Source organism: Curtobacterium sp. 'Ferrero', assembly GCF_002412165.1.
In the GTDB taxonomy this organism is placed as follows: Bacteria; Actinomycetota; Actinomycetes; order Actinomycetales; family Microbacteriaceae; genus Curtobacterium.
The window spans coordinates 97464-110925 of record NZ_NXIA01000004.1 but is presented as its reverse complement, the minus strand read 5'-3'; the positions used below and the strand labels follow the sequence as shown (position 1 = coordinate 110925).

General features: G+C 72.9%; 12 protein-coding genes and 2 pseudogenes. 8 read left to right on the top strand and 6 right to left on the bottom strand.

The genetic code is table 11. The features are described from left to right. The first annotated feature begins 14 nt into the window (after positions 1-14). From Csp2054_RS05835 to Csp2054_RS18710, 3 genes and pseudogenes are all read left to right on the top strand, one after another. Complete coding sequence (locus Csp2054_RS05835) at positions 15-464, top strand: MarR family winged helix-turn-helix transcriptional regulator (RefSeq protein WP_176491580.1); 450 nt, start codon at positions 15-17, stop codon at positions 462-464. A 100-nt stretch (positions 465-564) separates the two neighbouring features. Continuing rightward, a pseudogene (locus Csp2054_RS05830) lies at positions 565-2097 on the top strand (chloride channel protein); the annotation flags it as partial. Between the two features lie 6 nt (positions 2098-2103). Beyond that, a pseudogene (locus Csp2054_RS18710) lies at positions 2104-2313 on the top strand (hypothetical protein); the annotation flags it as partial. Positions 2314-2433: 120 nt separating this feature from the next. Here the strand turns inward: Csp2054_RS18710 and Csp2054_RS05825 are convergent. From Csp2054_RS05825 to Csp2054_RS05810, 4 genes are all read right to left on the bottom strand, one after another. Continuing rightward, positions 2434-3408, bottom strand: coding sequence for a zinc-binding dehydrogenase (locus Csp2054_RS05825; RefSeq protein WP_096898483.1), 975 nt, complete (start codon positions 3406-3408; stop codon positions 2434-2436). A gap of 24 nt (positions 3409-3432) precedes the next feature. After that, entirely contained in the window at positions 3433-3855 is a 423-nt protein-coding gene (locus Csp2054_RS05820) for an organic hydroperoxide resistance protein (protein WP_096898363.1), read from the bottom strand. Positions 3856-3876: 21 nt separating this feature from the next. Continuing rightward, positions 3877-4305 (bottom strand): MarR family winged helix-turn-helix transcriptional regulator, encoded by a 429-nt coding sequence (locus tag Csp2054_RS05815; protein WP_096898362.1) that lies wholly within the window; start codon positions 4303-4305, stop codon positions 3877-3879. A gap of 137 nt (positions 4306-4442) precedes the next feature. Further along, entirely contained in the window at positions 4443-6059 is a 1617-nt protein-coding gene (locus Csp2054_RS05810) for a DHA2 family efflux MFS transporter permease subunit (RefSeq protein WP_096898361.1), read from the bottom strand. Between the two features lie 164 nt (positions 6060-6223). Here Csp2054_RS05810 and mvk point away from each other — a divergent pair, with 164 nt between their 5' ends. From mvk to Csp2054_RS05785, 5 genes are read left to right on the top strand one after another with little or no spacing between them, the layout of a single operon-like run. Further along, positions 6224-7195 carry a mevalonate kinase gene (gene mvk / locus Csp2054_RS05805; RefSeq protein WP_096898360.1) on the top strand — a complete coding sequence of 324 codons (972 nt, stop codon included), beginning with the start codon at positions 6224-6226 and terminating at the stop codon, positions 7193-7195. After that, positions 7192-8199: a diphosphomevalonate decarboxylase gene (gene mvaD, locus Csp2054_RS05800; RefSeq protein WP_096898359.1), complete on the top strand. Its 1008-nt coding sequence runs from the start codon at positions 7192-7194 to the stop codon at positions 8197-8199. Before mvk ends, mvaD begins: the two co-directional genes overlap by 4 nt. Beyond that, entirely contained in the window at positions 8196-9296 is a 1101-nt protein-coding gene (locus tag Csp2054_RS05795) for a phosphomevalonate kinase (protein WP_096898358.1), read from the top strand. The genes mvaD and Csp2054_RS05795 overlap by 4 nt, the downstream gene beginning before the upstream one ends. Further along, a complete protein-coding gene (locus Csp2054_RS05790) occupies positions 9289-10353 on the top strand; it encodes a hydroxymethylglutaryl-CoA reductase (protein WP_096898357.1) in 1065 nt (354 codons plus the stop codon). Before Csp2054_RS05795 ends, Csp2054_RS05790 begins: the two co-directional genes overlap by 8 nt. Continuing rightward, positions 10350-11507 (top strand): hydroxymethylglutaryl-CoA synthase, encoded by a 1158-nt coding sequence (locus tag Csp2054_RS05785; protein WP_096898356.1) that lies wholly within the window; start codon positions 10350-10352, stop codon positions 11505-11507. Before Csp2054_RS05790 ends, Csp2054_RS05785 begins: the two co-directional genes overlap by 4 nt. Positions 11508-11737: 230 nt before the next feature. On the opposite strand, the gene Csp2054_RS05780 is transcribed toward Csp2054_RS05785, so the two are convergent. Both Csp2054_RS05780 and Csp2054_RS05775 read right to left on the bottom strand, forming a co-directional pair. Beyond that, on the bottom strand, positions 11738-12721 hold the full coding sequence (locus Csp2054_RS05780) for an SRPBCC family protein (protein ID WP_096898355.1): 984 nt from the start codon (positions 12719-12721) through the stop codon (positions 11738-11740). A 51-nt stretch (positions 12722-12772) separates the two neighbouring features. After that, positions 12773-13117: an ArsR/SmtB family transcription factor gene (locus Csp2054_RS05775; RefSeq protein WP_096898354.1), complete on the bottom strand. Its 345-nt coding sequence runs from the start codon at positions 13115-13117 to the stop codon at positions 12773-12775. Between the last annotated feature and the right edge of the window lie 345 nt (positions 13118-13462).

The window sequence follows — 13462 nt, the reverse complement described above, 5'->3', positions numbered from 1 at the left end:
CGAGGATGGTCGGCATGGTCGACACCGATGAACTCCTCGCCGCGTCCCGTGGGCTGCTCGGGGTCGTCGCCCGGTCACTGACGGCGGCGCTCGAGCACGTGACGGTGCCGCAGTTCCGGCTCATCGTGCTGGTGACGACGCTGGGGCCGACCCGGTCCGGGGACCTCGCCGAGCGGCTCGCCGTCGGGCCGTCGACGTTGACCCGCAACGTCGACCGCCTGGTGTCGGGTGGATGGGTCGAGCGGCGGACGGGCGAGGACAACCGTCGGGAGGTCTTGATCGCCCCGACCGAGGCCGGCCGTTCCCTCGTCGCCGAGGTCACCGAGCGTCGGACGCGCGAGCTCGAGACCGTGCTCGCCCGGGTGCCGGAGCCGCAGCGCGCCGTCGTGGTCGAGGGCATGCGCGCACTGCGTACGGCGATGGACGAGCCGTTGCCCGAGGAGATCTCGGCGTTCGGCGGCTGACCCGGACCGCGGTGGGTGCGACCGCGGACCCCCTCACTGCTGCGGAATACGATTTGCACGCGTACAATCATTGTGCCCGTACAACTCGCAATGGAGGCCCGTGTCCGCCCACACCCCCGTCCGTCCGCACCTGCACGTCGCCGGCACCCGCTTCGGCGGCGCCGCCGTCCGGCTCGCGCTGCCCGCCCTCGTCGTCGGCGCCGGTGCCGGTCTCGCGGCCGTCGTCTTCCGGTGGCTGATCGAGCACGCCACGCTCGTGTTCAGCGGACACGCCGACTACGCCGCGACCACCGGGCACCCGGCCAACCCGTGGGTGCCGTGGCTCGGCGCCGGCTTCGTGGTCCTGGCCCCCGCGGTGGGCGGACTGCTCTACGGGCCGCTCATCCAGCGCTTCGCCCGGGAGGCCCGGGGCCACGGCGTCCCGGAGGTGATGTTCGCCGTCGCCCGACGCGGTGGCCGGATCCGCGGCACCGTCGCGCTCGTGAAGGCCCTGGCGAGCGCCATCTGCATCGGGTCGGGCGGCTCCGTCGGACGTGAGGGGCCGATCATCCAGATCGGCTCGGCGCTCGGGTCCACGATCGGCCGCTGGATGCGCATGCCCGAGGTGCGGTTGAAGACCCTCGTGGCGTGCGGCGCGGCCGGCGGCATCTCCGCCACGTTCAACGCGCCCATCGCGGGCGTGTTCTTCGCGCTCGAGCTCCTGCTCCGCGACTTCACGCCGACGTCCTTCGGCGCCGTCGTGATCGCGAGCGTCACGGCCGCGCTGATCGGGCGCGCGGCGTTCGGTGACACGGCGTTCCTGCACCTGCCGTCGATCGGGGCGATCACCCCGCCCGAGTACCTGCTCTTCGCGCTCCTCGGGCTGCTCGCGGGGGCGATCGGCATCGGCTTCACCCGGGTGCTGTACCTGATCGAGGACCTCTGCGACCTCGGGTGGAAGGCGACCCGTGGCCCGGAGTGGCTGCGACCCGTCGTCGGCGGCCTGCTGCTCGGGCTGGTGCTGCTCGCGCTGCCGCAGGCCTACGGCGTCGGGTACCCCGTGCTCGAGGGCGGCGTCGCGGGGAAGTACGCGATCGGGTTCCTGCTCGTGCTGATCGTCGGGAAGGTCCTGGCGACGTCGTTGACCCTCGGCATCGGCGGCTCCGGTGGGGTCTTCGCGCCGTCGCTGTTCGTCGGCGCGATGACCGGCGCGGCGTTCGGCGAGGTCGTCGCCGCCGTCGATCCGTCGATGCGTGGGCAGGTCGGCGCGTTCGCGGTCGTCGGGATGGGGGCGGTGTTCGCCGGGTCGACGCGTGCGCCGATCACCGCGGGCATCATGCTGTTCGAGCTGACCGGCGACTACGCGCTGATCCTGCCGGTGTTCGTCGCGATCGTGATCGCCACCGCGATCTCGAAGGTGCTGTCCCGCGACACGATCTACACGCTGAAGCTCAGTCGCCGCGGTGTGGACCTCACGGACTCGGCGGCGGCGGTCCGGGGGACGGCGACGGCGGGCGAGGCCGCGCGCCCGCTCCGGACGGTCCTGCCGACGACGGCCACCGCGGCCGAGGCGCTGGCCACGCTCGAGGCGGCCGGCGGGGGCGCACTCGTGGTGGTCGATGCGGAGGGTCGCTTCGCCGGCACCGTCTCGGCCCGGTCGATCGGGGACGCGGTCCTCGGCGACGAACGGCTCGCCGAGCGGACCGTCGCCGACGTCGTCGCTGAGGTCACGCCGGTGGACGCCGGCACACCCCTGTCGGACGTGCTGACGGACGTCGTCGACGCGGTCGAGACGAGCGGCCTGCCGGTGGTCGACGCGGAGCGCCGCCCGGTCGGCTGGCTCGGGCAGACCGAGGCGCTGCGCGCCCTCGCCCCCGCCTGACGTACGAGCCGTCGGCGCACGGCACGCACGCACAGACGGACGGGCGCGCCCCGCGCAACGCTCCGCGTTGCCGTCGAGCGGGGCGCGCCCGTCCGTCTGCTGCTCGCGCTACGGGCGCAGGAGCACCTTGCCGACGCGACCCGCGGTGTCGCTGGCGCGCGCCGCGTCGCGCGCCTGCTCGAACGGGAAGACCTCGGAGACCGGGAGGGTCAGCGAACCGTCGAGCACGCGGGTGATGAGCTCACCGAACAGCTGCTGCTTGAGCGGCGCGTCCATGGTCCTGCTGACGACCGCACCCCAGAAGCCCTTGACCGTGAGTTGGCCGAAGATGACCTTGCCCGACGGGATCTCGAGCGTGGGGGACGCCATCGCACCGAAGACGACGAGCGTGCCGTTCTCGCCCATCACCGACGCGATGTCCCCGGCCGCCTTGCCGCCGACCGACTCGACGCCCGCGATGATCGGTGCGCCGCCGGCGATCGCACGGACCTGGTCCTGCCAGTCGTCCGCGTCGGTGGCGACGATGCGGTCGATGCCCTGCTCGCGGAGCTCCTCGACGCCGGCCGCCCGACGGACGAGTCCGATGACGTTGATCCCCCGGGCCTTCCCGAGCTGCGCGACCATGCGGCCGACCGCCCCGTTCGCGGCGTTCTGGATGAGCCAGTCGCCCTCGTGCAGGTCGAGCGAGTGCAGCAGGCTGATCGCGCTGAACGGCATCGACACGAGCTGGGCCGCTGCCTCGTCGGACATCGCGTCCGGCACCGGCACGAGGCCGGCGGCGTTCGCGACGTAGTACTCGGCCCAGACACCGAAGGTGCCGCCCGCGACGCGCTGGCCGACGGACAGGTTCGTGACGCCCTCGCCGAGGGCCTCGACGACACCGAGCGCTTCGGTGCCGGAGGCCGCGGGGAGCTCGGGCTTGAAGCCGTACGTGCCACGGATCGTCCACAGGTCGTGGTTGTGGATGGGCGAGAGGACGGTGCGGACGAGGACCTCACCGGCGCCCGGGGTGGGGACCGGGCGCTCCTCGGCGGTCAGCACGTCGGCGGGCTCGCCGAACTCGTGGTGGACGACGGCGCGCATGGTGGTGGGGGTGGTGCTCATGGACTAGTCCTCCGAGACGGTGATGGTGACGTCGATGTTGCCGCGGGTGGCGTTCGAGTACGGGCACACCTGGTGCGCGGCGTCCGCGAGGGCCTGTGCCTGGTCGTGCTCGAGCCCGGGCAGCACGACCTCGAGCAGCACGGCGAGCTGGTAGCCGCCGTCGCCGTTCGGGCCGATCTGCACGCGGCCACCGACGGACGAGTGCTCGATCTTCACCTTCTGCGCACGGGCCACGCCCTGCAGGGCGGAGTGGAAGCAGGCGGCGTACCCGGCGGCGAAGAGCTGCTCGGGGTTGGTGCCGTTGCCGGACCCGCCCATCTCCTTCGGGATCGCGAGGTCGAGCGCGAACGAGCCGTCGCTGGTGGCGACGCGGCCGTCACGGCCGGCGCCGGTGGAGAGGGCCTCGGCGGTGTAGAGGGCTTCCATGGGGTTCCTTCCTTCGTGGGGTCAGTGGTCCGGGTGTGCAGCGGCGGCGGCGTGCATCGTCGCGGTGAGCCGCTGGAGAGCACCGATGAGTTCGGCCGCGGCGCGTTCGTCGGGCAGTCCCATCCCCTGCGCGATGCGCCCCGGGATGTGCGCGAGCTCCGGCCGGATCGAGCGCCCACGGTCGCCGAGGGTGACGGTGACGACGCGCTCGTCGGTGCTGCGGCGCTCGCGGCGGACCAGGTCGGCCTGCTCCATCCGGCGGAGCAGCGGCGAGAGGGTGCCGGAGTCGAGCTGGAGGTGGTCGCCGAGGGACGACACGGTCTGGTCGCCTTCGATCCACAGGGTGACGAGGACGAGGTACTGCGGGTAGGTGAGTCCCCAGGGTTCGAGCATCGCGCGGTACGCCTGGGTCGTCGCTCGGGACGCCGCGTACAGCGAGAAGCACACCATTTCATCGGTCACGGGCACGACAACAGTGTTGCACGCAACAACGTTGTGCACAACCTTTCTCGGATCGTCCCCAGGAAGGTCCGGACGGGAGGCGCGTGGCGGCGCCGTCACGCGCCTCCCGTCAGCAGGATCGCCGCTCAGGCCGCAGTGGACGGTTGCTCGCTCGGCTGTGCGTCCGTCTCGTGTTCCGGGCGGCGAAGCCGCAGCGTCGCCGCCAGGCCGAGCACGAGGAACCCGGCGGCCGAGAACGCGGCCGCGCGCGTGCCGTCGCTGAACGACGACGCCGCGACGTCCGCCGTGGCCTGGTCCTGCTGCCGCAGCGCCGGGATCGCACCGCCCGAGGACTGCACGACCGCGTCCGCCACCTGCGAGGCGGTCGCTGCCGGCACGCCCGTGTCCTGGAGTCGCTGCTCGAGGAGCGAGTTCGTCGAGGTGAACAGGACCGTGCCGAGCACCGCGATGCCGAGCGCCGAGCCGATCTGCCGCGCGGTGCTCTGCGCCCCGGATGCCTCGCCGCTGCGCTCGACGGGGACGTCCTGCAGCACGACGCCGGTGAGCTGTGCGGTCGCGAGCCCGACACCGAACCCGTAGACGAACAGGCACGGCACGATCGCCCACCACGAGGTCGTCGCCGACACCACGAACCCGACCGCCGCGACGCCGACGATCTCCGCGCCGATGCCGAGCCGCACGATGCGGAGCGCGCCGAGCCGCTGACCCGCGGTCGCCGCGAACCCGCTCGCCACGAACGAGCCGATCGCGAGCCCGAGGAGCACGAACCCGGTCTGCAGCGCGCTGTACCCGAGGACGTTCTGCAGCCAGAGCGGCAGCGACAGGATGATGCCGAACTCGCCGAGCGACACGATGAGCGCCGCGATCGACCCGCCCCGGAACGACGCGATGCCGAACAGGTCGAGCGCGATGAGCGTCGAGCGGCCCGTGCGCTGGCGTCGACGGGTCCACACCACGAACAGGACGCCGGCCACCACCGCCACCAGGAACGCGAACGGGATCGGGGAGAGCGGCCCCGGCCAGCTCCAGTCGCCGATCCGCAGGCGTTCGGCGTTCGTCCACCAGCCGTAGGTCCGACCCTCGATGAGCCCGAACACCAGCGAGGCGCTCGCGAGCACGCTGAGGACGGAGCCGACGACGTCGATCCGTCCCGCATGCGCCTCGTCGCGCGACTCCCGGACGAACACCAGTGCGCAGACGATGATCGCGATGCCCAGCGGGATGTTGATGCCGAACGCCCACCGCCACGAGAACGCCGTGGTGAGCCACCCGCCGAGGAGTGGGCCGACCGCGACCATGCCACCGATCGTCGACCCCCACACGGCGAAGGCGATGCCGCGCTCCCGACCGGTGAAGTTCGCGTTGACGAGCGACAGCGTCGTGGGCAGCACCATGGCGCCGCCGACGCCCTGCACGATCCGTGCGAGCACGAGGAGCTCCCCGGTCGGGGCGAGGGCGGCGAGGACCGATGCCGCGGCGAACACGGTCACCCCGGTCACCATGAGCAGCCGGCGCCCCAGGCGGTCCGCCAGCGACCCGAACACGAGCAGCAGCGCCGCGAACACGAGCGTGTAGCTCTCCTGCACCCACTGCACGGCGGTCGAGCCGATGTCGAGCTCGTCGACGATGCTCGGGATCGCCACGTTCACGATCGTCGAGTCGACGATGATCAGCGACACGGCGACGCTGATGACGACGAGTCCGGCCCAGCGACGGCGGTCCGGAGCAGAGTGGGTGGTCATGCGGCGCCTCCTCCAGATGGTCAGCATGCTGACGATCACTGTACGCCGCCGTCCGGCGGACGTTCGGCCCGCTCTCGGTAGGGGTACGGACGGCGCCCGGCGCGCTGCCACGGGCCCGGGTCGGACGCGCCCCCGTCGGGCCGGTTAGGCTGACGTGACCCACGATGACCAGCAACCACCCCGCGCACAGCACGACTCCCCGTACCGGTACGGCGTCGTCCCACGGCAAGACGATCCTGATCGGTGAGCACGCCGTGGTCCACGGCGCACCCGCACTCGTGCTGCCGGTGACCGACGTGCGGGTCACCGCGACCGTCGAACCGCTCGCCGCCGGGGTCGGCAGCAGCCTCGAGTCCGCCGTGCACACCGGGCCGCTCGACGTCGCGCCCGCAGCCGTCCTGCCCACCGTCACCGCCGTCACCGCGACGCTCCGCTGGCTCGGGGTCCCCGACCAGCCGGTGCACGTCCGGGTCGAGAGCGCCGTGCCGACCGCCCGGGGGATGGGCTCGAGCGCCGCCGTGGCCGCCGCCGTCACCGCCGCCGTGGCCGACGCCTTCGGGATCGCGCTCGACGCCGAGGCCCACCACGAGCTCGTCCAGGAGTGCGAACGCGTCGCGCACGGGCGTCCCTCCGGACTCGACGCGCGCGGGGTCGTGGCCGACGCGCCGGTGTGGTTCGACGGCGGTCGGGTCGAGCCGGTGGTGCTCGGCGGCCGCTTCGTCTTCGTCGTCGCCGACACCGGCGTCCCGGGCCACACGCGCGAGGCGGTCGCCTCGGTCCGCGAGCGCCTCGAACGCGACCCCGCCGCCACCCGTCGGGCCATCGAGGCCATCGGCGACCTCGCCCGTCGCGCACGGGGGACACTCGAGGACGGTGACGCCCAGGCGCTCGGTGCCACGATGGATGCGGCGCACGACCTGCTCGGCGGGCTCGACGTGTCGAGCACCGACCTCGACCGGCTCGTGGCGACCGCTCGTGGCGCGGGCGCCCTCGGGGCGAAGCTCACCGGCGGCGGGCGCGGCGGGTGCGTCCTCGTCCTCGCCGCCGCCGACGACCACGCGGACCGCATCGGGACCGCCCTCCGCGGCGCCGGGGCCGCAGCCACCTGGACCACCACGATCGGAGACCGCGCATGACCACCGCAACGGCCGTCGCGCACCCCAACATCGCCCTCGTCAAGTACTGGGGCAAGGCTGACGCGCACCTCGCGCTCCCCGCGACCGGCAGCGTCTCGATGGGCCTCGACGTGTTCCCGACCACGACCACGGTCACGCTCACCGACGCCCCGGCGGACACGCTCGTCCTGAACGGCGCGGCGGTCGACGACGGCCCGCTCGTCCGGGTCACGGAGTTCCTCGACCTCGTCCGGGAGCTGGCCGGGTCGCGCGTGCGGGCCGACGTCGTCAGTGAGAACACCGTCCCGACCGGTGCCGGGCTCGCTTCGAGCGCGTCGGGGTTCGCCGCGCTCGCCACCGCCGCGGCCGCCGCGTACGGGCTCGACCTGTCCGAGCGCGACCTGTCCCGGCTCGCCCGACGCGGCTCGGGATCGGCCACGCGGTCGATCCCCGGCGGAGTCAGCGTCTGGCACGCCGGCGACGACGCGGGCTCCTTCGCCGAGACCGTCCCCGCGCCGCCGATGGCGATGGTCGTCGTCACGATCGACGCCGGCCCGAAGCCGATCGGGTCGCGCGAGGCGATGCGCCGCACCATCGCGACCTCGCCGTTCTACCCGGCCTGGGTCACCTCGACCACCGAGACCGTCACCGACATGCTGACGGCGTGCGCCGCGGGCGACTTCACCCGGATCGGCGAGCTCACTGAGAGCAACGCGCTCCGCATGCACGCCACGATCGAGGGCGCCTTCCCCCCGATCCGGTACCTCACCGCCCGCAGCGTCGCCGTGTTCGACGCCGTCGCGGAGCTCCGCGCCGCCGGACTCCGGGCGTACGCCACGGCCGACGCCGGGCCGAACGTGGTCGTCCTCACCACGCCCGAGGACCGCGCCGCCGTCGCCACCGCACTCGCCGGGCACGGCGACGTCATCGAGTCCGGCACCGGACCAGGCGCGCGCCTCGTCCGCTCCGAAGGACCGGAGGCGCCCGCGCCGGGCGTCGACCGACCCGAGGAGACCGCCGAGTGATCGAGTTCCGCGCCCACGGCAAGCTGTTCGTCGCGGGGGAGTACGCCGTCGTCGAACCCGGGCAGCCGTCCGTGCTCATCGCGCTCGACCGTGCCATCACGGCCCGGGTCAGCGAGGGCCACGGATCGGGGAGCGTGCACTCCGAGGAGTACGGGCACCTGCCGCTGACCTGGACCCGGGCGGCGGACGGCCTCGCCCTCGACCGCGAGCACCACCCCTACGACTACGTCATGGCGACGATCGACCTCGTCGAGAAGCTCCGGGCCGAACGCGGCATCGCCCCGCGCTTCCACGACCTCCGGATCCAGAGCCAGCTCGACGACGCGAGCGGCCGGAAGTTCGGCCTCGGCTCCTCCGCCGCCGTCACGGTCGCGACCGTCGGCGCGCTCGACCGCTTCTACGGCCTCGGGCTGACGCAGCGTGACCGGTTCCGGGTGGCGCTCCTGGCGACCATCCGGGTCAACCCGCGCGCGTCCGGGGGTGACCTCGCCGCGAGCACCTTCGGCGGTTGGCTGCGCTACAGCGCCCCGGACCGCGAACTCCTCGCCGCGATGCTGCAGCACGCGCCGGACCGCGGGGACGGCAGCGTGTCGGGCATCCTCGACGACGCGGACGCCTGGACGGGCTTCGACGTCGAGCGGCTGCCCGCACCGGCGGACCTGGAGCTCCTCGTCGGCTGGACCGGCTCGCCCGCGTCGACCACGAAGCTCGTCAGCGTCGTCCGCGAGCACCGGAACGGCGGGTACCAGGCGTTCCTCGACGAGAGCCGGACCTGCGTCGACGACCTGACCACGGGCCTCCAGACCGGCGACACGGAGCGGACGCTCGACGCGCTCCGCCGCGCCCGCGTCCTGCTGCAGCGCCTCGGCGCGTCCGTGGGGTCGCAGATCGAGACCGAGCGCCTCGCCACCCTGTGCGACGTGGTCGAGCGGGCCGGCGGGGCGGCGAAGCCGTCCGGTGCCGGCGGCGGTGACTGCGGCATCGCCCTCGTCCCGGCGGACACCGACCTCACCGCCATCCACCGCGCCTGGGAGGCGCACGACATCAGGCACCTCAGCGTCGCGGTGCAGGCGCCCGAAGGAGACCTCGATGACTGACACGACCACCACCCCGATCCCGACCAGGTGGGTCGGGCCGATCCGGGTGAGCGGCAACGCTGTCGAGGGCGAGCACGAGGTCCCGCTCGCCACGTACGAGTCGCCGCTGTGGCCGTCGGTCGGCCGTGGTGCCCGCATCTCGCGGATGGTCGAGGGCGGCATCGTCGCGACCGTCGTCGACGAGCGCATGACCCGGTCCGTCGTGGTCCGGGCGTCGAGCGCCGCCGCCGCGCACGCCGCGACCGGGCGCATCCTCGCGCGCCAGGGCGAGCTCGAGGCCCTCGTCGCCGGACAGAGCCGGTTCGCGAAGCTCATCGAGGTGCACCCGGAGATCGTCGGCGACCTGCTGTTCCTGCGCTTCGCGTTCACCACGGGCGACGCCTCCGGGCACAACATGGTCACGCAGGCGGCGGACAGGCTCCTGCCGGCGATCCTCGCGTGGGAGCCGGAGCTGCAGTACGTCAGCATCTCGGGCAACTTCTGCACCGACAAGAAGGCCACGGCGGTGAACGGCATCCGTGGTCGTGGTCGGAACACCATCGCCGAGATCGTCATCCCGGGCGAGGTCGTCGCGAAGCGCCTGCGGTCGACGCCGGAGAAGATCGCCGAGCTCAACGTCGCCAAGAACCTCGTCGGCTCCACGCTCGCCGGGGCGCTGCGCTCCGCGAACGCGCACTACGCGAACATGCTGCTCGGGTTCTACCTCGCCACCGGGCAGGACGCAGCGAACATCGTCGAGGGCTCCCAGGGCATCACGAGCGCGTCGGTGCGCGGGGACGACCTGTACTTCTCGACCGCGCTGCCGCACCTCATCGTGGGGACGGTCGGCAACGGCAAGGGCGGGGACCTGCCCGTCGTCGAGGACGCCCTCGTGCGGCTCGGTTGCCGCGAGGACCGCGCGCCCGGCGAGAACGCCCGTCGCCTGGCAGCCCTGTGCGCCGCGACGGTGCTCTGCGGTGAGCTGTCGCTCCTCGCCGCCCAGACGAACCCCGGAGAACTCATGGCCGCGCACGTCGCGATGGAACGACGCGGCGCAGCAGCAGGAGGTGCAGCATGACCGCCATCGGCATCCACGACATCGCGATCGCGACCGGACACCACGTCCTCGACCTCGACGACCTCGCGGCGACGACCGGCGTCGACCCGGCGAAGTACCACGTCGGGATCGGCCAGGACGCCTTCAGCGTTCCGGCGCCCGACGAGGACATCGTGACGATGGGCGCGGCCGCCGCGAAGGAGGTCATCGACCGCCACGGCGTCGAGGGCATCCGCACGGTCCTGTTCGCGACCGAGTCGGGCGTGGACCAGTCGAAGGCCGCCGGGGTGTTCGTGCACGGGTTGCTCGGCCTGCCGCAGTCCGTCCGTGTCGTGGAGCTGAAGCAGGCCTGCTACGGCGGGACCGCGGCCGTCCAGCTCGCCCTCGGCATCGTCGCGCGGGCGCCCCACGAGCGGGTGCTCGTCATCGCCGCCGACGTCGCACGGTACGACGTCGACACCGCGGCCGAGCCCACCCAGGGTGCCGGCGCCGCGGCGATCCTCGTGTCAGCCGACCCGGACCTCATCGAGATCGAGGCCGCGGCCGGGGTGTTCACCGCCGATGTCGACGACTTCTGGCGGCCAAACGACCGCTCGACCGCGCTCGTCGACGGTCGGCTGTCCGTCACCGCCTACGTCGACGCGTTCGTCGGGGCGTGGGACGACCTCGTCGCGCAGTGTGGCCCCGGCTACCAGGACATCGGCCGCTGGGTGCACCACCAGCCGTTCACGAAGATGGCGATCAAGGCGCACCGGAAGCTCGCGCAGCACGTCGGCCAGCCGTTCGAGGACGCCGAGCTCGCCCTGGGCTTCACGTACAACCGGCAGACCGGCAACACCTACACGGCGTCGATCTGGATCGGCCTCGCTGCGCTGCTCGACCTCGACGACGACCTCGCCGGCGAGCGGATCGCGATGTTCAGCTACGGGTCGGGGAGCGTGGGGGAGCTGCTGACCGGCATCGTGCAGCCCGACTACCGGTCGCACCGCCGGGAGGGGCGGGTCCGGACCCTCCTCGAGGCGCGCGTCCCGCTGACGGTCGAGGCGTACCGGGAGCTGCACGCCGCCGGAGCCGCGACGAGCGAGGACGTCGAGCGTCCCCGGGTCACGACGGCGCCGTACCGGTTCGCCGGGGTGCGCGGCGGTGCCCGGCACTATGAGGCCACAGGGGCCTGACGCCGCGCGCCGCGCGCGGTGTCGCGTCCGCGTTCTGTCGCTTTCGCGAAAGCGACAGGACAGCGCGGTCCGGCCCGCCACATCTGTCGCTCGTGCGGCACCGACGCGCGCCGTGTCCGCGCCTCTGTCGCTCCCGCGGTGCGGACGCGACCGCGTGACGGACGGGAGGCCCGTGGCGGCGCCGCCACGGGCCTCCCGTCCGTCTGCTGGTCACGCTGTGACGCGACGGGTCACGCCGTCGCGAGCAGCTCGCGCTCCAGGCGCTGGTAGCTCGCCTCCATGCCGTCGGTCATGCCGGTGGCGAGGATCACGTCCCGCTGCTCGACGCTCGGGTACGTGACCAGGAGCGTCAGGAGAGTGGACCCGTCGACCTCGTCGAGGGTCAGGTCGTTCGTGTTCGGCGGGTACGGCGCGCCGGTCATCGCCTCCGTGCTGACGATCCGGCGTTCGGGCCGCACGACGGTGTTCTCGCCCTCGAAGCCGAACGGCTCGCCCTCGGTGTCGCCGACGGGAGCCCAGGCCTGCCGGAACCGGCCGCCCGGTCGGAGATCGTTGTCGCACACGGTCATCTCCCAGCCGTCCGGGCCGAGCAGCCACCGCCGCACGAGCTCGGGCTCGGTGTGCGCCCGCCACACCAGGTGGCGCGGTGCCGCGAACGCTCGGGTGAAGCGGACGTGCGTGTCGTCGACGACCTCGGTGAGGACGCCCTTCCCGAGCGCGTACTCCCGGAGGTCCGCGAGCACCCGGTCGAGCTGCCCGAACGCCTGGGCGTAACCCTGTTCCATGCCCATCGCGACCAGGGTCTCGAGCGCGTCGGCGTCCGGGAACGTCGTCGTGATCCGGACGCGTGAGCCGGCCTCGGTCGGCTCGAAGTCGAGGACGCTCGTGCTCGTCGGCTGTGCGGGGTCGACCTCGCCGTCCTCGGTGGCGAAGAGGTCGTCGAACGCGAGTCGCGTCGGTTCGTCCACGGTGATGACGAGCCAGACCGAGCGGTAGACGTCGCCCTCGGGGCCGGTCATGTCGTAGCGGGCGCGGCCGCCGGGGCGGAGGTCGAACTCGGAGAAGGTCGCGGGGAAGCCGGGCGGGCCCCAGAACCGCTCGAGCTGCCGCGGGTCGGTGAAGGCACCCCAGAGCCGTTCGACGGGGACGGGGAAGTCCGCGACGAGGGTGGTCGTCAGGGCTTCCGGATCGGTGTGGACGCTGGTCACGGGCATGGAGGCTCCTCGTCGAGTCGGTGTGGGTCGTCGTCTTCTCGGTGGTGCTCGTCAGGGCTCGTCGTCGCTGGCGAGCAGGGTGTCGAGTCGGTCGATGCGGGCGTTCCAGAGTCGGCCGAAGTCCTCGAGCAGCCCGCGCACGCGGTCGAGCTGCTCGGGGTCGGCGCGCACGATGCGGACGCGCCCGCGGGGTTCCTTGGTCACGAGTCCTGCTCCCTCGAGGACGGTGACGTGCTTCTGCACGGCGGCGAACGACATGTCGTAGGCCGCCGCGAGGGCCGAGACCGTGACACCGTCGACGAGGGTCCGCCGCACGATGTCCCGCCTCGTGGCGTCGGCGAGCGCGTGGAACACGCGGTCGACCTCGGCGTCGGAGAGTCCGGTTCGTGAAACCATCTGGTTGTACGTTACGCCGGGGTGTGGCGGTGCGCAAGGGGGCCGTGCGGTGCGGTGCGGTGCGGTGCGTCGTGTCGCTTTCGCGAAAGCGACAGGATGCCGCCGCCCTGCCCGCGAGATCTGTCGCTTCCGCGGCACCGACGTCGTGGACGTCCGCCGGACTGTCGCTCTCGCGGTGCCGACGGGACCGGACGACGGACGGGAGGCGCGTGCCGGCTGGCACCGCGCCTCCCGTCCGTCACCACGCACCAGCGCATCGGCATCGCGCGACGTTCCGACCCATCACGCCCGCATTGGGATGCCGAATCGCTCGTAGGAGGTCGTTTCTTCCGGCTCCCTACGAGC